The sequence below is a fragment of the Cytobacillus sp. BC1816 genome (genome assembly GCF_051353635.1).
GTDB classification, from domain to species: Bacteria; Bacillota; Bacilli; order Bacillales; family Cytobacillaceae; genus Cytobacillus; species Cytobacillus oceanisediminis_C.
Genome location: NZ_CP195611.1, coordinates 3,216,793 through 3,241,937, shown reverse-complemented (window position 1 = coordinate 3,241,937; position 25,145 = coordinate 3,216,793). Strand labels below are relative to the sequence as shown.

The 25,145-nt window shown below is 44.2% G+C and carries 19 protein-coding genes; 17 read left to right on the top strand and 2 right to left on the bottom strand.

Annotation, left to right across the window (positions count from 1 at the left end; genetic code table 11):
- Nucleotides 1-637 precede the first annotated feature (637 nt).
- Nucleotides 638-2,110, bottom strand: coding sequence for a flavin monoamine oxidase family protein (locus ACR42H_RS16385; protein ID WP_436371926.1), 1,473 nt, complete (start codon nt 2,108-2,110; stop codon nt 638-640).
- Nucleotides 2,111-2,219: 109 nt separating this feature from the next.
- The gene (locus ACR42H_RS16380; RefSeq protein ID WP_436371924.1) at nt 2,220-3,644 is read right to left on the bottom strand and encodes a Na+/H+ antiporter NhaC family protein; all 1,425 of its coding nucleotides are present in this window, start codon (nt 3,642-3,644) and stop codon (nt 2,220-2,222) included.
- 188 nt (nt 3,645-3,832) lie between these two features.
- Here ACR42H_RS16380 and ACR42H_RS16375 point away from each other — a divergent pair, with 188 nt between their 5' ends.
- From ACR42H_RS16375 to ACR42H_RS16295, 17 genes are all read left to right on the top strand, one after another.
- Nucleotides 3,833-4,174 carry a heterocycloanthracin/sonorensin family bacteriocin gene (locus ACR42H_RS16375; RefSeq protein ID WP_436371922.1) on the top strand — a complete coding sequence of 114 codons (342 nt, stop codon included), beginning with the start codon at nt 3,833-3,835 and terminating at the stop codon, nt 4,172-4,174.
- Between the two features lie 170 nt (nt 4,175-4,344).
- A complete protein-coding gene (locus ACR42H_RS16370; RefSeq protein ID WP_436371920.1) occupies nt 4,345-6,297 on the top strand; it encodes a putative thiazole-containing bacteriocin maturation protein in 1,953 nt (650 codons plus the stop codon).
- Nucleotides 6,294-8,237 (top strand): TOMM precursor leader peptide-binding protein, encoded by a 1,944-nt coding sequence (locus ACR42H_RS16365; RefSeq protein ID WP_436371918.1) that lies wholly within the window; start codon nt 6,294-6,296, stop codon nt 8,235-8,237. The genes ACR42H_RS16370 and ACR42H_RS16365 overlap by 4 nt, the downstream gene beginning before the upstream one ends.
- A 22-nt stretch (nt 8,238-8,259) precedes the next feature.
- A complete protein-coding gene (locus ACR42H_RS16360; protein WP_436371916.1) occupies nt 8,260-9,831 on the top strand; it encodes a SagB family peptide dehydrogenase in 1,572 nt (523 codons plus the stop codon).
- Between the two features lie 317 nt (nt 9,832-10,148).
- On the top strand, nt 10,149-10,997 hold the full coding sequence (locus ACR42H_RS16355) for a helix-turn-helix domain-containing protein (RefSeq protein ID WP_436371914.1): 849 nt from the start codon (nt 10,149-10,151) through the stop codon (nt 10,995-10,997).
- 116 nt (nt 10,998-11,113) lie between these two features.
- Nucleotides 11,114-12,142, top strand: a complete 1,029-nt coding sequence (locus ACR42H_RS16350) for a TRAP transporter substrate-binding protein (protein ID WP_436371912.1) — start codon at nt 11,114-11,116, stop codon at nt 12,140-12,142.
- 64 nt (nt 12,143-12,206) lie between these two features.
- A complete protein-coding gene (locus ACR42H_RS16345) occupies nt 12,207-12,728 on the top strand; it encodes a TRAP transporter small permease (RefSeq protein ID WP_113881589.1) in 522 nt (173 codons plus the stop codon).
- Nucleotides 12,725-13,993, top strand: a complete 1,269-nt coding sequence (locus ACR42H_RS16340; protein WP_436371909.1) for a TRAP transporter large permease — start codon at nt 12,725-12,727, stop codon at nt 13,991-13,993. The genes ACR42H_RS16345 and ACR42H_RS16340 overlap by 4 nt, the downstream gene beginning before the upstream one ends.
- A gap of 195 nt (nt 13,994-14,188) precedes the next feature.
- A complete protein-coding gene (locus ACR42H_RS16335) occupies nt 14,189-15,379 on the top strand; it encodes a Gfo/Idh/MocA family protein (RefSeq protein WP_436371907.1) in 1,191 nt (396 codons plus the stop codon).
- Complete coding sequence (locus tag ACR42H_RS16330; RefSeq protein ID WP_436371905.1) at nt 15,351-16,541, top strand: dihydrodipicolinate synthase family protein; 1,191 nt, start codon at nt 15,351-15,353, stop codon at nt 16,539-16,541. Before ACR42H_RS16335 ends, ACR42H_RS16330 begins: the two co-directional genes overlap by 29 nt.
- Nucleotides 16,528-17,340 (top strand): sugar phosphate isomerase/epimerase family protein, encoded by an 813-nt coding sequence (locus ACR42H_RS16325; RefSeq protein WP_436371903.1) that lies wholly within the window; start codon nt 16,528-16,530, stop codon nt 17,338-17,340. The genes ACR42H_RS16330 and ACR42H_RS16325 overlap by 14 nt, the downstream gene beginning before the upstream one ends.
- A gap of 337 nt (nt 17,341-17,677) precedes the next feature.
- A complete protein-coding gene (locus ACR42H_RS16320; RefSeq protein WP_436371901.1) occupies nt 17,678-18,094 on the top strand; it encodes a CoA transferase in 417 nt (138 codons plus the stop codon).
- A gap of 182 nt (nt 18,095-18,276) precedes the next feature.
- Nucleotides 18,277-19,296, top strand: coding sequence for a hydroxyectoine utilization dehydratase EutB (eutB, locus tag ACR42H_RS16315; protein WP_436371899.1), 1,020 nt, complete (start codon nt 18,277-18,279; stop codon nt 19,294-19,296).
- A 309-nt stretch (nt 19,297-19,605) separates the two neighbouring features.
- Nucleotides 19,606-21,318, top strand: a complete 1,713-nt coding sequence (locus tag ACR42H_RS16310; protein WP_436371897.1) for a PucR family transcriptional regulator — start codon at nt 19,606-19,608, stop codon at nt 21,316-21,318.
- A 389-nt stretch (nt 21,319-21,707) separates the two neighbouring features.
- Nucleotides 21,708-22,895, top strand: a complete 1,188-nt coding sequence (locus ACR42H_RS16305; RefSeq protein WP_436371895.1) for a M24 family metallopeptidase — start codon at nt 21,708-21,710, stop codon at nt 22,893-22,895.
- A gap of 16 nt (nt 22,896-22,911) precedes the next feature.
- The gene (locus tag ACR42H_RS16300) at nt 22,912-23,916 is read left to right on the top strand and encodes a cyclodeaminase (protein ID WP_436371893.1); all 1,005 of its coding nucleotides are present in this window, start codon (nt 22,912-22,914) and stop codon (nt 23,914-23,916) included.
- A gap of 14 nt (nt 23,917-23,930) precedes the next feature.
- On the top strand, nt 23,931-25,133 hold the full coding sequence (locus ACR42H_RS16295; RefSeq protein WP_436371891.1) for a cystathionine gamma-synthase family protein: 1,203 nt from the start codon (nt 23,931-23,933) through the stop codon (nt 25,131-25,133).
- Nucleotides 25,134-25,145: the final 12 nt, after the last annotated feature.

Here is a 25,145-nt window from a genome sequence, read left to right as displayed (position 1 = left end):
TTCCGATAAAACAGCGAATTCGCTCATAACTTTGGAATTTCGCCGATAAAACTTCGAATTCGCTCATAACTTTGGAATATCGCCGATAAAACTGCCGATTTCGCTCATAACTATGGAATTTCGCCGATAAAACTGCCGGTTTCGCTCATAACTATGGAATATCGCCGATAAAACAGCGAATTCGCTCATAACTATGGAATATCGCCGATAAAACTGCCGAATTCGCTCATAATTTTGGAATATCGCCGATAAAACTGCCGAATTCGCTCATAACTTTGGAATTTCGCCGATAAAACAGCGAATTCGCTCATAACTTTGGAATATCGCCGATAAAACAGCCGGTTTCGCCCATAACTTTGGAATTCCGCCGATAAAACAGCGAATTCATCCATTACTTTGGAATTTGCCGATAAAACGGCTGAATCGCTCATAACTTTTGAATATCGCCGATAAATCAGCGAATTCGCTCATAACTTTGGAATTCAGCCGATAAAACTGCGATTTTGCTTATAACTTTAGAATTTCGCCTATAAAACTTCGAATTCGCTCATAACTTTAAAACTTCGCCGATAAAACCGAAATTTCGCTCATAACTTTGAAACTCTAAGCAGAAGTAGTTTTCTAATCTGCCATTACATCATGTACTAGAAAAATACCTATTAGGCAAATCATTTACCTCATATGCAGCTCGTATACCGGATTCGATTGCCCCTTGAATCCATGTCCGGGTTTTGGATGTATGCTCTCCGGCAAAATGGACACGCCCCTCCGGTGAAACAATATCGGGAAACAATTCGGTTTCCTGTCCGGGCTCAAAGAATGAAAATCCGCCGCTAGAGTAAGGATTCAGTGCCCAGCTGAATGAAGCTCCTGCAGCAAATTGGCTATAAACGATATTACCGTAAATATCCGCCAGGTTTTTAAGTGCATATTGAATACGCTTTTCCTCGGGCTGGCTATCCCATGTGTGAGCCTCATCCGCCCAGGTATAGCTGGCAATAAGAATGGCAGGGCCGCTTGTGCCAATCCCATGACTTGGAAGATAGGAAAATCGAATCGGCTGGTCTGTAATGGTTTTGCCGCCCGGCTGACCTGCCATCTCCCAAAACCGGGACTTAAATTCAATGGCAATTTTGGTTGCTGCCATATAATTAAGCTCCCGAATAGCTCTCCGCTTGAAATAGGAAAATGATTGAAAGGGTTCGATATTCACAAATCTCATAACTGAAAAGGGGATTGTGACAATGGCAAGGTCTCCTGTTATGGTGGAATGCTCATTGGTCTGCTGATGGGTTAATTGAATGGATACGCTGTTTGTGTCCTGAATGATTCCAGTCATTTTTTGATGGAGATGAATATCATTTTTCAATTGAGGGAGGAAAGCCTTTGGCAATCGGTCCATTCCGCCTGTTATTTCATAGTAAGTTCCTGGAGAAGTGAAAATGACTAACTCACGTAAAACTTCAGTAAAAGACATTCCCATAAATGCCTCTAAATCCAGCAGTACACCAATCATGTCAATCGCACCAGCTGAAAAATAAAGGTTTAATATATAGCCAAAAGAGTATTTTTTATATTGGCTTTCCAAAATGGCCCAATTTTTTGCAGGGTCTTTGCTGATAAAGTCAATAAAAGGCTGTACCGCTGTCAGCAGAAGCTCTTCAGCCGATTTGCCTCTCTCATTTGGATGAATGGGGAAATTTAATATGCCTGGATAGCGTTCATACACCTCAAGCCGTGTTTTAATGCCATTTGCGTAAAGAAGATCCATTGGAGTACGGTTTATAAAAACATTTATAGGGAGCCTGAATTTTTTGATATAGGACAAGGTCAGCGAATGGATATGAGGTATCCTCATTGGACCAGCGTTAAAGAATAATCCTTTGCTGAAGGGGGAGCGCATGGTATATACTCGTCCGCCTATTCTGTCATTTGCCTCCAGAATGGTGATCTTATGTCCGGATTCCTTTAATAAAGAACCTGCCACCAGACCAGCCATACCTGCACCAATAATGATGATATGCTTTGGCGACTGTGTCTTTCGAAGGCCGTGATGAATCACATTCAGCATTTGATCATTCGTTAATTCCGGCTCTTTCTTCCAAGTCATCTCTCCGCCCCTTTGCAATAGGATTCATTGCAGTATATTCATCTGCATGAATCACTATGTACATAAGAAGAAAAGGGACTGCTGCACACAATCAGAAGTGACGAACTTTTTAGGAAATGAAAAACCCGCTTGCAATGAATAGCCCAGCTGCAATCACGCCGCCAATCGCTGAAACCTTCAATTTATACCGTGCATAATCCACAAGGTCCATATCTAAGATCGATGCAGTGGTAATGGTCGTATCTCCAAGAGGTGAAGTTAACGCTCCGAATGCCCCGCTTGCGAATACGGCTCCAACGGTAAGCGGAATGGAGGCGCCAGTCGAAACCGCCAGGGTAATTCCAAGCGGCATGAATAATCCCCAGGTTCCCCACGAGCTTCCAATAAAGTAGCCCACCACAGAACCGAGCACAAAGATGGCCGCTGGAGTAAGGAAGGCAGGCAGAAAGCTCCCGAGTGAGCTCCCGATAAAGTCGGAGAACCCAAGATCCTCCGCCGCCAGTGTCAGCGCCCAAATCAGGATAAGAAGGCTGATCGCCTCCATCATCTGATTGCCTCCATCATAAAAATGATAAAGAATTTCGTTCATTTTCTCCCGTCTGATTATGTAAAAAATAAAGGTTAAAACGAGGGTAATAAAAACAGCTAGCAGCATCACAAATGTTGCATCTGCCATGGAAAAAGCCTCGAATATTGTATTTGCGCCCTGTGCCAGGCCATCCTGCCATAATAGGAACAAAGAAAAGGCAAGCAATAAAACCACCGGGAAAATCAAATGCCATGGCTGGGCTTTTACAAGTGATAATTCCTTTTTAATTCCCATCCGGTGGAACTCATGCTCTATTTCCTCCAAATCGGTTTGGGTCTCCCCATTTTGCTCTCCCGTCTTTTTCCGTCGCCAAAATGTTTGAATGATTCCAATCAGCAGCATAATGATCGCGTAAAAGTTAAACAAAATACTTAATAAAAAAATCTCATATGCCGACATATCCAGGTTCAGCCCGTTGATCCCGCCTTCAACCAATGACACCATGAAGCCCACAAATGCCGTTGCAACCGGAAGCAGCACGATGACTGATTCGGTTGAAATATCCAAAGTCATGCCCACTTTTTGCTTGGACAGGTTCATCTTTTTGATTAAGGATTTAATAATAGGCCCAATCATCATTATCCGAAACATCGGCATCATGAAGGTGAAAGGGAGGGTGATCCAGATGAACACAAGAAGACCGCGTTCAGACTGGATCCGCCTCCCGGCCCATTCCGAAAACCCCTTAATGCCTCCTGCGATATTCATCATCCCCACAAGGCCGCCAAACAAATATAAAAACCCGACAATCTTGATGTTTGTTTCATCCGAAAGGGTTGTCACGATATAAGCGACTGATTGCTCCGTACCTGTCAGCAAATCAGCTGAAACAATGATGGAACCAAGGAGAATGCCGACTACTAAGCCTGGCAGGATGTTTTTTAGCCAGATGGACATTCCGATTACGATTATAAATGGTATGAGAGATAGCCAGGTGTGATTCAAATTTCTGCCCTCCATTAAGAATGCCATTACTTATTTAGTATTGCCCAGAAATGTTCTATGTAGTGCTATTAATGCCATGAACCTTTTTCCTTTCTGCATGGTTAAATGTAATCCAATAAATCTGGGTGTTTGATTCAGTAACAATACCCCATCCAGGCACATATTTTGATGAGGAGAGTATTAGGAGAATGGATGAATTCAAAAAATTACGATTGATTTCTGCTGTTCTTCATGATTGCCCTTTGCTGCTGACACAGCTTAAAAATATTTACGGAGGTATGAACATGAATGATTTTCAAAGAGATCTTCAAATGTTAAATGTTGGTGATTTCCATGCGAACGAGGCAGTTCCTTGGGATCAAAACCAGATCTATACTGATCAGAGCCGGTTATGCGCTGGTTTTGGTTTTGGCTTTAGCTGCTTTTTCTTTACCTGCTTCAACTGTTTTAACTGTTTTAATTGTTTCCGATGCTCTAACTGTTTCCGATGCTCTAACTGTTTTAGGTGCGGCGGTCGCTGCGGTGGTTAATAACCATGAATCTATAATACAATCCCGGCTGGATAGCAAAAGGAAATCCCCTGCACTTTGCAGGGGATTTTCTCTTGAAGGTCAGACATATGAGACAAATCCCAATACATAGAATGATAGGGAAAGTATGTTTCATAAATAGGCATAGTTTACGGGTAAGGAGGAGCGAAATGAAAAATTTGACCCCTTCTGTGAGGCTGAAGGTAAAAAGGGATACGTTTTTTATCCCTGATCCAGCCAAAGGTGTGTATTTTCGGAATAATGTAAGCTCCTTCCGCATGGAAGGCAGTATGATCGATCAGTGGGTTCAAAAGCTGTTGCCAATGTTTAATGGCGAGCATTCGCTGGAGGTATTGACGGCCGGCTTGCCGGGCCCGCATAGGGATCGGGTGTTTGAAATTGCAGAAGTGCTGTACCGCAATGGCTTTGTACGGGACGTAAGCGAGGACCATCCTCATCAATTGGAAGATCATGTTCTTAAAAAGTATGCTTCTCAAATCGAATTTTTGGAAAGCCTCGGTGATTCGGGTGCATACCGTTTTCAGTCCTACCGGCAGGCAAACGTGCTGGCAGCAGGTTCTGGCCCTTTATTTGTTTCGCTGGTTTCTTCGCTGATTGAGTCCGGATTGCCTAAAGTTCATATGGTCATTACAGACCCTGAATCGACGAATACAAAGCGTCTGAAGGAGATTATTGCACATGCCCGGCAAACAGACCCCGATATTTCTGCAGAGGAGGCAACCCGCGAGAGTGAGGAAGATTGTTCCTGGGAGGAATTGATCCAGCCATATGATTCCATTTTATATGTTTCGGAATCAGGGAATGTAGAGGAACTGCAGGTTATACATGGCGCTTGCCGGAAAAAGAAGAAGATATTTCTTCCTGCTACTATCTACAAACAAGCTGGTATGGCAGGCCCCCTCGTGCATCCGGAATCAGAAGTCTGCTGGGAGTCTGCCTGGCATAGAGTCCATCAATCCGCGTTTTGCGAAGACAAGCAATTGCACACCACCTCCCCCACGGCAGGAGCCATGCTGGCTAATTTGATTGTGTTTGAACTGTTTAAAGAGGTTACCGGATTAATCAGTGCTGAACAGAGAAATCAGTTTTTCCTGCTGAATCTGGAGACGCTTGAAGGAAATTGGCATTCCTGCCTGCCTCATCCGATACTGACTGGAAATACAGCTGTGGGTTGGATAAAAGATGTTGATCAGAGGATGGGACAGAGTTCCGGAATAAACAAGACTGACAGTTTGTTTCTTTTTTTCAGCCAATTAACTTCCAAAGAATCCGGGATTTTTCATACATGGGAGGAAGGGGATTTAAAGCAGCTTCCGTTGGCACAGTGCAGTGTACAGCCAGCAGACCCGTTGTCAAAGGGCCCGGCAGATCTCCTGCCAAATATAATCTGTACAGATTTGAGACATGACGAGGCACGCAGGGAAGCGGGTTTGACCGGAATTGAAGCGTATGTGTCGCGGATGGCTGGCCAGTTTGAACTTCCTCCAAATTGCGAAATAAATGGTAATATCTTAGATTTAAATGATGCTGGAATTGGAGCAGGGGAAACATTTGCAGAGGGTGTTTTACGCGGGCTGGATAAGTGTTTGGAAGAGAAACTGGCTAAGCGTCAAGCGGTTCAGAAAACAATTTCTCCGCTGCATTTGAGTGCAGTAGAAGATGAACGCTGCAGATTCTATTTGGACGCATTGACAACGATGCAGGGAGCACCGAAAATCTGCCAGGGGGAGGAAGTATCCGGCTTCCCTGTGGTCTGGGTCGGCACGAACGATCGCTGGTTTGGCAGTGTTGGCTTTAATATAACATTAGCTCTGAGAAAAGCGCTGCAGCATGCGATAATACAGGTGCAAAACCAAATGGGGGGACATAAGGGAACTGCAGTGGAGGCATCATCGGTGCTTTTGGAAGAAAAGGAGCCTCAAAGTCTAGTCATTCCTCCATGTGAAGAGAAAGAACAATCACAGCTTTTGCTGTCTGCAAGAAGGGTGCTGGAGGAAAACAGCAAGCGGCTCTTAGTCTGTGAATTTTCGTTCGAACCATTTTTGAAAAATAGTCTGGCAGGGGTGTTTGGGGTGTTCATACGAGAGGAGGAACCTTTGTGAGTGCTGTCGTGGTAGTTGTCGGAGAAGGACTGCTGGCGGACAGCGTATGCAGGGAACTGCCCGCTGAATATAAGGTAATTCGTCATATGAATTTTGAGCCTGAACTGCCGGCTGGGACTGACTTGATTCTGGTGGTGCACGATACCTGGATGCCTTCAGTTCATAAAAAGGCGGAGGAGGTGTCACGAACATCAGGCATTCCCTGGCTGAGGGGCTTTGTATCATTTGGAGAGGGTGTAATTGGCCCATTCGTTCACCCGTCTGCGCCGGGATGCTCACAGTGTGCGGACAATCGAAAACTTCTGGCAGGTCGTGACCGGGAGGAAATGTGGGAGCTGCAGCAGAGAGTCGAAGGGAGCAGCGGATTAATGCGTGACGCATGGGCATCGAGCACGGGACTTTTACAGATGTCCTACCTGCTTCTATCAGAGGTGCAGAGGGTTCTGGAGGGCAGCTTAGCAGACCTGGAAGGGCGAATGTATTTGGTCAGCCTGAAAACACTTAAAAGCACTTGCCACTTCATTCTGCCGGATTCAATGTGCCCAGTGTGCAGCTCCCTGCCTGAAGATTCACAGGAAGCTGCAAGAATTACCATTAAGCCAAGTCCGAAAATAAGCGCAGACAGTTATCGCTGCCGCTCATTGGAAGAGTTAGATCAAACGCTCGTCAAAAATTATCTGGATCCGAGGACTGGTTTATTAAATGGTAAAATGTATGATTTTACGCCGCCTTTTGCGGATGTAGTCGTAAACCTTCCAATGTTTAGAGGGGACGAAGGTGTGGCAGGCCGCACTCATTCCTATAAGGTGAGCGAGCTGACAGCCATTTTGGAGGGGCTTGAGCGTTCCTGCGGCATATCGCCCCGTGGTAAGAGGACATCAGTCTATGACAGTTTCCGCAACCTGGAAGATCAGGCTCTTAATCCTGTGAAAGTAGGTGTGCATGCGGATGAGCAATATGCGCGTCCGCACTTTCCTTTTAAAAAATTTAATCCTGATATCCCGATGAATTGGGTATGGGGTTATTCGTTCTTGCAGGAGCGCCCGATTTTGGTTCCTGAGCTGCTTGCTTATTACAGCTTGGGCTGCGGGAATGGATTTGTCTATGAAACATCAAACGGATGCGCACTGGGCGGCAGCCTGGAAGAAGCGATTCTTTACGGTATTTTAGAAGTGGTGGAGCGTGATTCATTCCTGATGACCTGGTACGGGCAGCTGTCCCTTCCGCGTCTTGATCCATATTCCTCCAATGACCCGGAATTACAGCTGATGATTGAACGGGTAAGGACAGTGGCGGGATATGATCTGCATCTGTATAACGCGACCATGGAGCATGGAATTCCAAGTGTTTGGGCGATGGCGAAAAACAGGAGGAAAAAAGGATTGAATATCATTTGTGCCGCCGGAGCCCATCTTGACCCGGTCCGGGCGGTAAAAAGCGCAGTTCATGAGTTAGCTGGAATGATGGGGACACTGGACGAAAAACTCGAAGAAAACAAGGAGGAATTTTTGCGAATGCTGCAGGATTCTTCCCTCGTCGGGAAAATGGATGATCATGGGATGCTTTACGGTTTGCCGCAAGCGGAAAAACGCCTAAAGTTTTTACTGGATGAAAATCGTCCGCTCCAAACGTTTTCCGAGGAGTTCAAGCGGGAGAGGAAACATGAAGATCTGACAGATGATCTGCAGGACCTTCTTCAGGCATTGCACCGGAAAAATCTTGATGTAATAGTGGTGGATCAGACGACACCGGAAATACAGCGGAGCGGATTGCATTGTGTCAAAGTACTTATTCCGGGTATGCTGTCAATGACATTTGGACACCATCTGACACGTGTAACAGGGCTTGAGAGGGTGCTAAAGGTCCCGATGGAACTTGGATATGTAAAAGAACCACTTACAGTTGAACAGCTTAATCCACATCCCCACCCATTTCCATAAGCATGACTGGGAGGTAAAAAGGATGAATCTAGATACCTTTCTGCACAATTTGCATTTTGATATTGACCAAATAAGCCCGTCAGATTGGGAAGTGGATTGGGAAGATGCGCCGCTTGCCTATAAGCTTTACCGGGGCTTGCCAGTTGTTCCCCTGTCACTGGAGGTTCCCCTTTCCTGTAAAGAAATGGAGTCACCTGCAAAGCCTGACCTCAGGAGAATGGGTCATTTTCTTTGGTACACATTCGGCCTTAATCAGTTAAGCCAATCTGTCTCTCCAATTGGTTCCAATGAAGAGGAGGATGGGTTTATGCAGTCGTTTCGGCGGTCTGTACCTTCTGGCGGAGCGCTGTATCCTAACGAACTATACATGTACCTGAAATTGGATGACGTGCCGGAGGGGATCTACCACTATGATGTGCTTCACCACCGCCTGGTTCTGCTGCGCAAGGGTAATTTCGATTCATATATAGATCGCGCTCTAGGCAATCGCTGTGATGTTTCATCTTGTTTTGGGACTGTGTTTGTGACGACCATGTTCTGGAAAAATTACTTTAAATACAATAACTTTGCTTATCGTCTGCAGGGCTTGGACGCGGGTGCTGTGATGGGACAGTTATTGGAGGTTACAAAGAAGTTTGGTTTTGCAGCGGGAGTTTACTTCCAGTTTCTTGATCGTGCCCTTAACCATCTTCTTGGACTGTCTGATCAGGAGGAGAGCGTATATGCCGTTATCCCGCTGTCAGTTGAACCGACCAGCTGGGCTGCGAACAGAAGCTGCAGGGAGGGAATGGCTGCCTCCGAATTGTGCGGGGAAGTAACAGCGATTCAGAATAATTCCTGGGTCAGATCAATCAAAGTGAAAGAATTTCCGATGTTAACCGGCATCAATAAAGCGTCCATGCAGGAATCAGCCAAATCGTTTCGTCAAATCATGCCTTATGAAACCAATTGTGAGGGCCGGCCTCTGGCTCTTCCTCACGTAAAAAGAATATCGTATGATTTGGCGTCAGTCAGCCGGGAGCGATTTTCACCGGACATGGATTTCGTTTTGGGAAAGATTAGCCGGGAGCAGCTTGCTGCACTGCTTCAGGTTGCGGCCGCATCCTGCTTGTATCGAAACGACTTAGATATGGCACTTGATAAGCGCGCGTCACGTGTAACTCTATATATGTGTTTGAATAATGTCGAAGGGATTCCGGATGGAGCTTATTATTACGACAGCGATGCTCATTCACTTAGGGAGCTTAATCCCGGAGACCATCGAATGGCGCTTCAAAACGGAATGCCGGCAGGCAATGTGAATCTGTTTCAAGTCCCGCTCTGCTTTCATGTAGCAGGGGATAAAGATTTCCATAAAACAGCAATGGGCTACAGAGGTTATCGCATCCAGCAGATGGAAGCGGGAATGCTAGTGCAGCGGCTGCTTTTAGCCGCGACAGCTCTTGGGATGGGGGGGCATCCGCTTCTCGGGTTTGATGCGAAAATGTGTGATGAAATTTACAGAATGGAATCACAGGGAAAAACAAGCCTTATCCAAATCCCGATCGGCTTCTACCGGGCCCGTCCATGGCTGAGGGGGAATTTAATTAGCTAGGTGGAGTAATAATTTTATTGATTGTATATTTAATAGATCTTATTGCCGGCTAATAATCAAATATAAGACTATATCGGAAATTCTCTGGCGGGATCAGTTTTTCAACAATAGAATGATTCTATTAGGATGATAAAGAATAGTTACACGTTCCATAAAATTCATATTAAATATAATTAAGGCTGCTGTTTTTGAATGGAAAATTCATTAACAGCAGCCTTATATCATTTTGCTGCACAGAAATTTATTAAAGGGTAACCTTTTAATATATAGAATATTAAATATCATCAGAAATTTACTCGTTTTATAAGGAGGCCCTCATGGACAAAAAGCTTTACAGAAGATTTGATTTTCCGGAAACAGGAATTAATTTGTATGAAAGCAAGCATCTCAGAGGCAAGTTTGTAGCTGAACATTATCATGATCATTTTCAAATTCTCTATGCGCTTGAAGGAGAAGGGGAGATTACCCTTGATGGCAAGGCTTATAATTTTTCTAAAGACAAGGTAGTGCTGATAACTCCAAACTGTGTTCACTCTATAAAAGCGACTACTAAAATGACTGTTTTGGTTCTGGCATTTTCAGTACCTTTGTTGAAAATTACCCTGCAAAATGAATTGCTTTCTTTAGTTCAGAAAAGCGCCCGCCATTTCGAACTTGATTTGTATACGGCAAGTGAAATTCGGCCGTTAATTCGAAAAATGCTGTATGAACAAAAAAATGGGGACTTATTTGGAAAGCTGTCCATGCCTGTGTATCTGATTGAAATCATCATTCACCTCCTGCGTCAGCAGAATTTTTCATTTGTCCAGGATGCGAATGATATTCGATCCATACAAATGAAGGAATACATAGAAAGGCATTATTTCACTAATATCACGGCAGAAAGCTTGTCTGCTGTGTTCGGAATCTCAACAAGATACATGAATGATATTTTTAAAAGGAAGTTTAATGATACCCCCCTGCAATATCTCCAGAAAGTAAGGATTAACCATGCAAAGGAATTGCTGCTCCAATCTGACCAGGATATCGTATCCATTTGCTTTGAGGTTGGATATGAAACATTATCAACCTTTTATCGTACTTTCAGAAATCTGGTGGGGATTTCACCGAATAAATTCCGCTTGTCCTCTCAGTCAGCTTCAGATGTTTCAGATACCGTTTCCTAATGGCCTATCTCCAAAATTAAGAATTTTTCTCTCAATCTCATAAGACAATAGTTGAAAGAAAATTCAAAATAGTAAACAAGAGAGAAAAATATTTTACTTAGGAGGGCCAAAGGGACATGAAAAGAAAATGGGGATTATTTTCAATTTGTATTTTGATGCTTGCTATGATTACAGCTGGCTGTGGAAATTCAGCAGCAACAGAGGGAAGCGGCAAGGCTGAAGAAAAAGAGGAATATGTTATAAAATTTGCACATGTTGTAAGCGCTTCAACAGCAAAGGGCAAAGCTGCCGAGAAGTTTAAAGAGCTATTGGAAGAGCGGACAGACGGCCAAATTAAAGTGGAAGTCTTCCCGGATTCCCAATTGGGAGCTGACCGGGAAATCACAGAGCAAATGCAGTCTGGAACCATTCAAATGAACGCTCCTTTTACTGGCGTGCTGCCTGCCTTTGTTAAACAATTTGAAGTGTTTGACCTGCCCTATTTATTTAAAGATCGTGACCATGTTAAAAGCGCTGTAAATGGAAAAGTAGGTGAAATTTTCAACCAGCACCTGGAGAAACAAGGGCTTCGTGCCTTGGGATATTGGGACGGAGGATTCAAGCATCTGACGAATTCAAAGCATACAATTCAAAAGCCGGATGATCTGGATGGCCTGAAGATGCGTGTTTCCCAAAGCCCGCTCTTAATTTCCCAGTTCCAGGCGATGGGCGCCGGCGGGGTTTCCATTGACTTTGCGGAGTTATATACAGCTCTTCAAACCAAAACGGTTGATGGGCAGGAAAATCCTTTAAGCAATATCGTCAGCAAGAAATTTCATGAAGTCCAGGATTATTTAACGTTAAGCAGTCACGGTTATATGGCTTATCCATTATTAATGAGCGAGCAGTTCTATCAGAAGCTTCCTGCAGATCTTCAGAAAGCTGTTGATGAAGTGTCTGCTGAGGTAACGGATTGGCAATGGGAACAATCTGCTGCGGATGAAGAAGCCTATATGAAAACATTAAAGGAATCAGGGATTGAAATTACCGAACTGACAGAATCAGATAAAGAGGCATTTATTGAGGCTACAAGTGAAGTTTATGAAGACTTTAAGAAAGTGGAAGGCGGGCAGGAAGTACTGGATGCAATTAAAGAAGTGCAATAGCATGTTTAAAAATACATTTAAGGACGGCTGATAGCCGTCTCTTTTTCGAGAAGGAGGGAGTTTTATGCAGAAAATCAACCATATTTTGAACTATTTCGAGGAATATACCGGAGTTGTTTCCCTGATTTTTACTTCCTTGCTTGTGTTCGCTCAGGTGGTGCTAAGATATGTTTTCAATTATTCGCTGTCCTGGTCAGAGGAGGTGGCCAGATACTTAATAGTGTGGTTTGTCTTTATAGGAAGCAGTATTGCCGTCAGGGAAAAAGCGCATGCCACTATGGACGCCCTTGTTACGTATTTGCCTGATAAGGGGAAAAAAATCTTTTCAATGATAGCCAATCTGATTTCCATCGTTTTTTGCATCTTTTTAATTTGGTCGGGAAGCGGGATCGTTTCCAGTGTTATTGAATTCGGCAGTGTGACTCCGTCCACAGGAATGCCGATGTATATCCCATATTTGGCTCTCCCTGTTGGGGCAACCCTGATGATGATTCGTTTTCTTCAGCTGGCAGTTCAGGATGTGAAAAGCTTGCGTTCAGTAAATCAAACCATTATTCCTCCAATAGAGGAGGCACCAAAACTATGATGCTATTAATCATCTTTCTGCTTCTGCTTTTATTGGGGGTCCCCATTGCAATTTCCATTGCGTTAAGTACGATTGTCGTCATCCTTCAAAGCAATGTCGGGATGGATACATTGGCAAGGACCATGTTTTCTGGAGTAGATTCCTTTTCACTGATGGCCATTCCGTTCTTTGTCTTTGCAGGAGATTTAATGCTGGCAGGGGGAACATCCAAAAGATTAATAGATTTCACAAAGAAATGGGTCGGATGGACAACAGGAGGCCTGCCAATTGCAGGGGTGCTATCGTCCATGTTTTTTGCTGCACTATCAGGTTCAAGCCCTGCAACGGTTGCTGCGATTGGTGGCATTATGATTCCTTCCCTAAAGGAGGCGCGTTTTTCTGAAAAGTTCTCGGTTGGCTTGATGTGTGCATCCGGGTCGCTCGGAATCATTATCCCTCCAAGTATAACGTTTTTAGTCTATGGATCTGTTGCCGAGGTTTCAATCGGCAAATTGTTTATAGCCGGAGTCATTCCGGGAATCTTTATCGGACTGGTCCTTATGACTGTCGGTTATATTATTGCTAAAAAACAAGGGCATAAGCCAGATGCACGGCCAACTGGCAAGGAATTATGGAAAACAACGGTTTCTGCCATCTGGGGGATTTTGATGCCAGTTATTGTTCTTGGCGGGATTTACTTTGGTGTATTCACCCCGACAGAAGCCGCAGCGGTCGCGATAGTATACAGTATGATCGTCGGCTTTTTCATCTATAAGGAACTGACTATGAAGGAATTATTTGCTGTTACAAAAAGATCCATTGTGACTTCTGCCATGATTATGCTGGTCATTTCTGCTTCAAAGGTATTCAGCTGGTATTTGACATATGAACAAATTCCATCAGCCGTTGCAGGAACATTAATAGAGTATGCCTCAAATCTTATTGTATTTTTAATTCTGGTCAATATCATCCTGCTGATTGTGGGAATGTTTATGGATTCCAGTGCAGCAGTCCTGATTCTTGTCCCGCTATTCCTGCCTGTGGTTCTTGAAATGGGAATAGATCCAATTCATTTCGGTGTCATTATGATTATCAATTTGGCAATCGGGATGTTAACTCCGCCATTTGGATTGAATCTTTTTGTGGCTTCAGGGGTCAGCAAAATGTCGCTGGCTGGTGTCACACGGGGAACGATGCCGTTTATTTTCGTGCTGATTGCAGCATTAATGGTTATTACGTATGTGCCGCAGCTTTCACTTTATTTAGCAGACTTTGTTTACCAGTAATCTCTTCATTTCCGCCTCTTCCAAAAGGAAGGGGTGTTTTTTTTGTGCCATACATTTAATAGACTTTCCCTCTTATCTCCGATATTGCAAAAAGCCTTCCGATATGGATGAGATAATCCTTTCAAAAATTTTTAGAATAAAAGTAAGCTAAACAACAAATTACTTGGCTCTAAAGTCAAAAGGAGGAAAAGAGTTATGGCAGTTAAAAATATTGGAATTATCATGAACGGTGTGACGGGAAGGATGGGAACCAATCAGCATTTAGTGAGATCCATTGTGGCAATCCGCGAGCAAGGCGGGGTGGAGCTGGCGAATGGTGATGTCATTATGCCGGACCCCATCCTTGTAGGAAGAAACAAAGATAAACTGCAATTGCTTGCTGAAAAGCACAACATAAGCCGATGGAGCACAGACCTTGATGAGTGTCTGGCTGATCCGCATAATGTGATCTATTTTGATTCTCAAACCACCGTCCGAAGGGCAGATGCGATTCGGAAAGCAATAGAAGCCGGAAAGCACATTTACTGTGAAAAACCAACTGCCACAAGCTTAGAAGAATCTATTGAACTTGCCAAGCTGGCTTACGGGGCTGGCGTGAAAAATGGGGTTGTGCAGGATAAATTATTCCTGCCGGGTCTATTAAAATTAAAGAGACTGATAGATTCAGGGTTCTTCGGCAAAATCCTCTCCGTTCAGATGGAATTTGGCTATTGGGTATTTGAAGGCGATTGGCAGGCTGGACAGAGGCCATCCTGGAATTACCGCAAGGAAGATGGCGGCGGGATTATTGTTGATATGTTCGCCCATTGGCGATATGTCCTAGATAACTTATTTGGAAATGTGGAATCTGTTTCCTGCCTGGGTAAAACCCATATTCCCAAAAGGGTCGATGAAAATGGAAATACGTACATGTGCACGGCAGATGATGCAGCATATGCAACATTTGAACTAGAAGGAGGCATTGTTGCACAGGTGAATTCTTCCTGGACTGTCCGAGTTAATCGGGAAGACTTATTAACAATTCAAGTAGATGGCACACATGGGAGCGCTGTAGCTGGTTTAAGAGAATGTAAGATTCAGCATCGCATCAATACACCAAAGCCTGTTTGGAATCCTGACATTGAGAATCCTTTTGCATTTACAGAACAATGGCAAACAGTCCCGGATAACCAGGTTTTTGATAATGGCTTTAAGATCCAGTGGGAGCTGTTCTTGAAACACATTGCAGCCGGCGAACCGTTTCCTTGGGATTTGCTCGAAGGTGCCAAAGGAACTCAGCTGGCTGAACTAGGGCTTAAATCGTGGGAGGAGCGGCGCTGGATTGATGTACCGGAATTAAGCCTGGAGGTGAGAAAGAATGGTGAAGCAGTTAACTCTGCCGGATAAAAACGGCAATTCATATGAATATCACGCTGGGAATCATAAAGCTTTCATCCTGCCGGAAGGCCCTTTCAAAAGCAGGATCGCCTTTTCAGCTGCACATGTGGTTTGTGATCCTCTTGCAGATTCCGATCCCGTTTTAAGGTCAAAGATCGACTGGGAAAACACCTTAGCATACAGAAGACATCTATGGTCTATGGGGCTCTCGGTGGCGGAGGCAATGGATACGGCTCAGCGCGGAATGGGTCTTAATTGGGAGCACGCAAAGGAGCTCATTCGCCGGTCGGCGGCGGAGGCAAAAGCAGCAGGCGGCAGGATAGCATGCGGAGCCGGGACAGATCAGCTGCTCCCTGGTCCTTCCGTCACCTTATCGGATGTTCAGGCTGCCTATGAGGAGCAATGCGAATTTGTGGAACAGCATAACTCGCAGATCATCCTGATGGCAAGCAGGGCCCTGGCAGATTGTGCGCAAGGCCCTGAGGATTATGAGAGGATTTATGCCAATATTCTAAGACAGGTCTCTAAGCCGGTTATCCTTCACTGGCTTGGCGATATGTTCGATCCATCCTTAAAAGGGTACTGGGGCTATAAGAATCTGGATGATGCAATGGAAGTCTGTCTGAATGTCATTTGGGATAACAAAGACAAAGTCGACGGAATTAAAATCTCTCTTCTAGATGCTTCCCGTGAAATTGAAATGCGCAGGCTTCTGCCTCCAGGTGTAAAAATGTATACCGGAGATGATTTCAATTATCCTGAATTGATTAAAGGGGACGAGCACGGATACAGCCATGCTTTGCTGGGGATTTTTGACGCCATCGCTCCAGCGGCAGCTGCAGCCCTGCATGCTCTGGATGATCATGACTATGACTCCTATCATGCATTATTGGAAAATACAGTCCCGCTGTCACGCCATATATTCCAGGCGCCAACTTATTCCTATAAAACCGGGATCGTCTTCATGGCCTATCTGAACGGGCACCAATCCCATTTCCGCATGATTGGCGGGGCTGAGAGTGCAAGGTCCATCGTGCATCTGTCGGAACTGTTTGTATTGGCAGACCAGGCCGGACTGCTGTCAGACCCTGAGCTTGCTGCAGAAAGAATGAAGCTGGTATTGAATGTAGCCGGGATTCGTCAGGAGGAGTATTCTAGTGGAAAATTATGAGCGTCTAAGTCTGAATCAAATTACGACAGAGCAATGGAATTTAAAAGAAGCCATCGAAGGGTGTGCACGGGCGGAGGTTCCCTGGATCGCCCCCTGGAGGCATAAGGTAGAGGAGTTGGGCTTAAGCACAAGCAAGCGGCTGATCAAGGATGCGGGATTAAAGGTTTCCAGTCTATGCCGAGGCGGCATGTTCCCGGCTGGAAATGCATCTGAGCGGCAAAAAAGAATTGACGATAATAAAAGAGCGGTGGAAGAAGCGGCCGAGCTGGGGACGGATGTTCTCGTTCTGGTCTGCGGGCCGTCCCCTGACAGGGACATTGTGTCTGCCCGGCAAATGGTCGAGGAAGGAATCGCCCAGCTGATTCCTTTCGCGGAATCGCATGGGGTGAAATTAGGAATCGAGCCGCTGCACCCTATGTATGCGGCGGAACGGTCGGTGGTCGTTTCAATGGATCTGGCTAACACTCTTGCAGAAGCATACCGGCCTGAACAGGTCGGAGTCGTTGTCGATGTCTTTCATGTTTGGTGGGATCCGGATTTATATAACCAGATCAGCCGGGCCAAAGGCCGAATCCTGGGCTTCCATGTTTCCGATTGGCTGGTTCCTACACCTGATATGCTAAAGGGGCGGGGCATGATGGGTGACGGTGTCATTGAAATCAGCCGCATCCGCAAGGCTGTAGAGAAAACAGGCTACTCCGGGCCCATTGAAGTGGAAATTTTCAATGATCAAATCTGGAGCCAGCCTGCCGATGAAACATTAATTCAAATGAAAGAAAGCTATTTGAAGCATGTGTAGTAAAAAAAGAAGCGACCATATTTGTAGCTTCAGTTTGAAGACCAAAAGGGTTCGGAATAGTCTCATTCCGAATCCTTTTTTGATTTTTTGAGGGGAATTATGCAATAATAGAGAATTGCAGACCTCTACGAGGTTATCATTTAGGAAATTTCTGAACCTTTCCAAGTCGAGTTGGCCATCTTCTTTAAATTCATGGCAGTTCAAAATCGAAACTAAAATATTTCAAATTTGAAATACCATCAGGCGATCAAGTTGAAAAGTCGTCATTTTTCCTGGCTGGTTGTATTGGCACAATTTTTGCAAGATATAAGTGTAACAGGTACAAGGAGGTAATTGAATGAAATTTGAAAAGCCGTTATCTGGGTTGAAGGTGTTAGAGATGGGTCAGTTAATAGCCGGGCCATTCACAACGAGAATGCTTGCTGAGTTCGGTGCAGAGGTCATAAAAGTCGAACCGCCGGGAAAGGGAGATCCCATTAGAAAATGGAGACACATCTATAAAGGAAGCTCACTTTGGTGGAAGGTTCAGTCACGCAATAAAAAATCCATTACAATCAATTTAAAATCTGAAGAGGGCCAGAGAATTATCAAGGAATTAGTGCGCTCATGTGACATCGTCGTAGAGAATTTCAGGCCTGGGGTGGAGAGTGATTACATAAGAACTATTTTAAACCATTGTAACGGGGATAAGGAAACAGCTGCCAAAAAACTAGGAATAAGTAAAACGAAACTTTGGAGGAAATTAAAACAATAGTCCATTTAGTTAACGGGAGAAAAAAAGAGGGTTATCGTTTTTTTAGGGCCATAAACTATTTTCCAATCGTGTTATAAAATTTGTATGAAAAAATTCCCCTTTTTATTAGCACTTTGGACAATTGAATTTTCTGAAATATCGAACTACTATTAGGACAAGGAAATTCTTTTATGGAGGGGAACATGATGCATTCAAGACCTGTAAAGGAAAGAATAGATATTTCCATCCGCGATATTTGGGAGGCAAAGAAACGAATTTCTTCCCTGGTATATAAGACACCATTGATTCAATCGGCTATCCTGTCTGAAAAAATGGGCCGGAGGGTTTTTTTGAAGCTGGAGAATATTCATGAAATTGGCGCCTTTAAAGTCAGAGGGGCAGCGAATAAAATTTTGAGTTTAAGTCCCGAAGCGAGAGAACGGGGAATCGCTACCTATTCAACAGGGAACCATGGTATGGCTGTTGCGTATGTGGCAAAAAAGCTTGGAATTGAGGCAGTTGTATGCTTATCAAACCGTGTCCCGAAAGCTAAGGTCGATTCATTAAAAAGACTGGGAGCCAAAATAAAAATCTACGGTGACAGCCAGGATGCCGCCGGCGAACGATGCTATGAGCTGGAGAGGATGGATGGGCTGACTGTGATTCAGCCGTTCGATGATCCCCACGTGATTGCCGGACAGGGAACGATTGGTTTGGAAATTTTGGAGGAACTTCCGAATGTAACAGATGTGATTGTTCCTCTTTCAGGCGGTGGGCTTCTTTCAGGGATTGGGCTCGCAGTAAAATCAAATGACAGGGGGATTAGGGTTTCAGGTGTTTGTATGGAAAAATCCGCTGTAATGTATGAGAGTTTAAAAGCAGGGAAACCGGTATTGCTTGAAGAGACTGAGACTCTTGCAGACAGCTTGCTGGGTGGAATCGGTCTGGATAACAGCTACACCTTTCGTATGGTTCAAGGATACATGGATAACATTTATCTGATTCCTGAAGAGGAGATTGCATACAGCATGGCTTTTATGATAGATAAGCACAGAATGATTATGGAGGGGGCGGCAGCTACTGGAGTTGCAGCGGTTTTAGGAGGGAAAATTCCCCGGCAGGAGGGGGACGTTGCGGTCATCATCAGCGGACATAATGTGGATCTTTCTGTCATTCATCGGATAATTCAAGATTATGCAATCAGTAATGAAGAGAGTGAATGATAAAACTGCCGAAATGGATGGTATTACATTTATTCAGATGAAGGAGTGACCGAAAGATGAATTTATGAATATAAGTACAGCTGAAGTTCTTCTCAGTTAGGTCCTCAGCAATCAATAAAGCTTAATTAAAGCTTAGGCTATAATACAGTATCGTTCTCGTTAATATGGAAATAAAATGAAATTGTTATATGGATAAAATATAAATTGGAAGAACGTAAAATTAATAGTGGACGTTGCTATCTGAATATGGTTTCCTATAATAAAAGTCTTCTATCTTATTAATCTTAAGGTGTTTAGAGGGGAGCCAACATGAGATTAACAGTTAAAGATGTACTAAAATACAAGATTCTCAATAGTGCCAAGATTGTTACCGGAAAGGAATATGCTGAAAAACGTTATATCCAATGGATTTCAGCCATCGAAATGCCGGTGGAAAACTTTGTCCGAAAAAATGAAGCGGTATTGACGACGGGGATTGGCTGCGGGGAGGATGCTGAAACTTTCCAAAGGTTTGTTCAGGATGTGATCGACTCCGACGCTTCCGCTCTGATGGTCGCTTTGGGAAGATACATTTTCGATATTCCCACTGAGGTCATAGAACTGGCCAAAAAGAATAATTTTATTATTATTGAAATACCATGGGAAATCCGTTTTTCCAGTATTATCGAATCGGTCATGAAAGAGATTAATGACATCGAATATAAAGAGCGTAAAAAATCAGAAAAGGTTCAGCAGGAGCTTCTTCAGCTCATTCTAAAGGATACAGATCTGAAGGAAATCTCAAAATTCGTTGAAAAGCATATCGGGTATCCGATTGTCATTACAGACCGATCCGGCACCCTTCATGAAAAAAGCATCCACACACAATCCTTTATAAAGGAGTGGAAAAAATATATCCTGCAAGGAATTCTTCCATCAAGGGCAGAAAACACTCTCTTAAAAGGGGACCCTATGTTTCAGAAGTTCCAAATGATTAAAATAGAAAACCAGATTGTTTTTCAAATTCCGGTGCTCCAGGTAGCCGACAATCCACAAGGCTATATTTTTGTATTGGTTCCTAGTTCCGAATCAATCGAATCCTTTCTCACTCTCTTTCGGGTTAACGTGTTAGAGCATACTGCCACGACGATTGCTCTTTGGCTTTCAAGGAGAAATGCCATTGAAGAGACAAAAATGCGCCTTCGCAGCGATTTTGTACATGAGCTTTCTAAGGGCGAATTCCTATCACTTGAACAAGCCGATTCACGGGCAAAATTGCTGGGATATAATCTTAAACTCTCATATGTGTGTATTGTCGGGTATCCGGAAAATATGGAAATATTATTCCAAAAGCGCAAGCAGGACTATGATTCCTATGAACATTGGCTTGAAAGCATGATTCAATATATTGAAGAAGAAATCTACTATGCCGCCCAGTCTCTTAAAAAGGACATACTGATGACCTATCAGGGTGACCAGCTTGTCATTTTCCTGGAAACCCCTGGGGTAAAGGAAAATGAAAACGCTACAAATTTCCTTGATCTTGTAGAACGGCGCCTCGGAAATCTGCTTCCTGAAGTGGTCATATCCTGGGGCATCGGCAATGCGTTTGAAGGCATTTCAGGATTTGGGGAAAGCTTCCGTCATGCTGGCACAGCTTTACGCATCGGGCGGCGAAAAAAGGGTTCCGGGCAGCGAATGTTGTATGAGCAAACAAGAGTGGACAGGGTACTATTAAATTTGGCCGACAATAAAGAAATGGAAGAAATCATTATGTCAACAATTGAACCTCTTGTACAATATGACGAGCAGCGGCACATGGATTTGATTGGCACGTTCATCGCCTATAATCAATTTCATGGGAATGTAAGTCAAACAGCGAGATCGCTAAATCTTCACCGGCAGTCCCTTCTGTACCGGCTAAGGAAGATTGAAGCTTTGACTGGTTTATCTCTTATTGATCCGGATGATTTATTCCTTTTGGACTTGAGCATAAAAATTTGGAAAATAGGAGAACATGCCGTTATGGCAGGCCAAGATTAATACTATGAAAGAACAAGAACTGCGGCTAAATCCTTTATGGGTTTTTCCGCAGTTTTTTTCTTTTTAACTTCACAAACCTCGGCCCTGCCCTTCACAGCCTTTCTGCCGCTATTGGTCTCCCTTGGACAGGAGAATCACGAACGATCCGCTCCAATCAATTACAAACCTAAATCATCATCCGTTTTTGATCATCCATCTATTTTAGGAAAATAGTTCTTATTAAGGCTTTAAAGTTATACAATTCTATATTTTTCGATAATTTGACTAAAATAAAGTTTGAATTTTCATACAACTTTGCGGATGATAGATTTCTTACCCTGACACTATAATGAACCTACAAACTAAATTCCTGAAAATTTTATACTGGTTTGGTAGGAGGGAGCGCCAACATGTCATTTGGAACAGCAGAGTATAAAAAGAGAATCTTGAAAACAAAGGAAAGAATGGCAGCAGAAGGGATTGAAGTATTGCTTATTACCGATCCCGCTAATATGAATTATTTATCCGGTTACGACGGATGGTCCTTCTACGTGCATCAAATGCTTGTCATCATCATTGATGAGGAACAGCCGATCTGGATTGGCAGAGGGCAGGATGCAAATGGAGCCAAGGTAACGACATGGCTTTATCATGAAAATATTATTCCCTACCCTGACGATTATGTACAATCTGAAACCAAACATCCAATGGATTTTGTGGCAGAAATCTTAAAGCAAATTGGACAGCAAAATCGTTTCATTGGTGTTGAGATGGATAACTATTATTTCACTGCAAAATGCTATGAGCAGCTGAAAAAAGGACTTCCAAATGCTAGTTTCCGGGATGCATCCCTGCTAGTCAACTGGGTCCGCATTATAAAGTCCGATACAGAGATCGAGTATATGAAGAGAGCAGCCAAAATTGTGGAGAACACAATGGCAGCAGGAATTGAGCTGGTGAATGAAGGTGTACGGGAATGTGATGTGGCAGCGAAAATCTTTCATACACAAATAACAGGCACGGATGAATTCGGGGGGGATTACCCGGCAATCATGCCTCTTCTCCCATCTGGAGAAAGAACTTCCACACCGCACTTAACGTGGACGGACCGGCGTTATAAATCAGGCGAGCTTGTGATCCTGGAGCTGGCCGGATGCTTTAAACGCTACCATTCCCCACTTGCCAGAACTGTTCATATCGGCAAGCCCCCCGAAGAAATCAAAGCACTTTCGGAAGTGGTTGTCGAAGGCTTGAACGCTTGTTTGGATATGATTAAGCCAGGGATTGCCTGCGAGGAAATTGAGGAAGCATGGAAAAAATCGATTGAAAAAAGCGGAATTATAAAGGAATCGCGTCTTGGATATTCCATGGGTCTGAACTATCCTCCAGATTGGGGTGAGCATACAGCGAGCATCCGCAAAGGAGATAAAACCATCCTTCAGCCCAATATGACATTTCATTTGATCCCGGGCATCTGGCTTGATCAATACGGTTTCGAAGCAAGTGAATCATTCAGGGTAACTGAAACGGGATGCGAAACATTCGCACAGCTCCCAAGGGATTTATTTATAAAAGAAGCATCACTTTCAAAAATTTAGGAGGTGAGACGGAAGGATGCTCATTTTTACAGAACAGGAACTTAAACAGTATGTGCAGCTGAATAATGAAGCGATTGCTATTGTGGAAGCTGGATTTACGAAGCTAACAGATAATGAAGCCGTCATGCCGCCGATTATGCGTGTGGACCTGCACGACCAAAATGGGGAGGTGGATGTCAAAACCGCTTATGTAAAAGGGGAAGACATGTTTGCCATCAAAGTATCTTCCGGATTTTTCAATAATTATAAGCTGGGACTTTCAAGCGGCAATGGACTTATGCTCTTGATCAGCACTCAAACAGGAATCCCGCAGGCAATCCTGCTGGATAATGGCTATTTGACCGAGGTACGGACAGCCGCAGCGGGAGCGATTGCTGCAAACTACCTTTCCCGCAAAAACATTGAAACAGCAGGCGTGATAGGAGCAGGAAGCCAGGCGAGGTACCAGGCAAGGGCACTCAAACTCGTACGGGATTTTAAAAGAATCCTGGTCTATTCCAGGTCAGAGGATCGTTCGAGAAAGTATGCCGTGGATATGTCCGCCGAATTGGGGGTTGAGGTCCAAGTGGCTGAAAGTGCCGAAGAATTAGTCCGTAATAGTGATACGGTCATTACGACGACTCCGGCAACAGAACCGGTGATCAAAGCGGAATGGCTTCATCCCGGACTTCATATTACGGCTATGGGATCAGATGCTGAGCATAAGCAGGAGCTTGAAGCAGAAGTCCTTGCCCGGGCGGATAAGCTTATATGCGATACAAAAGCACAGTGTGCCAGGCTTGGAGAATTGCATCACGCACTTGACAAAGGAATATTAACGAATGAATCGCACGTTATTGAACTGGGTCAATTAACATCCGGAAAGCTGAGCGGGCGGGTAAATGATGAGGAGATTACGGTTTGTGATTTAACTGGTACAGGAGTCCAGGATACTGTCATCGCCCTGTTTGCATACAGTGAATTGGTCAAACGGGAAATCGGCTTAAAGGTTGAGAACAAAAAACTGGCATTAAAAAACTGAGAAGGAGTGATCGTATGGTAAAAGAAAATGTTCAGGCAGGTACAAAAGCGGTATGGGCTGGGGAAAAGGATTATTTGGTGCATGGAGCCACCCAGGTGCCGGTCGTACTCAGTGTGGCATATGGCTATGATGATATGGATGAGTGGTATGATGTAGCAATTGGCAAGAAAAAGGGCCATATTTACGGAAGAAATACAAATCCAACCGTACAGTCATTTGAAGATAAAGTGAAAATTCTCGAAGGCGCCGAAGCTGCAACAAGCTTCTCAACAGGCATGGCTGCAATCAGCAATACTTTATCGACGTTTTTGGTGCCAGGAGATCGCATTGTATCGATGAAGGACACTTATGGCGGAACGAACAAGATTTTCACCGAATTCCTGCCGCGCCAGCAAATCGATGTGGTTCTTTGTGAAACGGGGAATCACGAGCAAATCGAGGCAGAAGTGGCAAAGGGGTGTAAAATTCTTTATCTTGAAACACCGACGAATCCAACGGTTAAGATCACTGATATCGAACGAATGGCAAAAGCAGGACACGAAGCCGGGGCGATTGTCATTGTCGATAATACGTTTGCAACACCAATGAATCAGAACCCTATTAAACTTGGTGTGGATCTGGTTATCCACAGTGCAACAAAATTCCTCGGCGGTCATGCTGATGCACTGGGCGGAGTCGTTTGCGGTCCGCATCAACTAGTGGAAAAAATCTATCATTATCGCGAAATCAATGGCGCCACAATGGATCCGATGGCAGCTTACCTGATGATCCGCGGCATGAAAACACTGCACCTTCGTGTCCGCCAGCAATGTAAAAATGCAATGGCGCTTGCCAAATACCTGCAGACAAAAGATATGGTGGAATCTGTTTATTATCCAGGACTTGAAACACATCCAAACCATCATATTGCCAAAAAACAAATGAAGGATTTTGGCGGGATGCTCAGCTTTGCTGTTAAAGGCGGAGTAGATACAGTCCGTGATTTGCTTCCGAAATTGCAATTTGCCAACCGCGCTGCAAACCTCGGAGCTGTTGAAACAACAGTAGGGCCTGCCCGAACAACCAGCCATGTCGAGTGTACGCCTGAGGAGCGTGCAGCTGTTGGCATTCCGGAAGGGTTAATCCGTGTTTCCTGCGGAATTGAAGAAATTGATGACATCATTGCAGACTTTGAACAGGCATTTAGCCATGCTGAAAGTGTTTTGCAGGTAAAGTAGTTTACTAGTTCC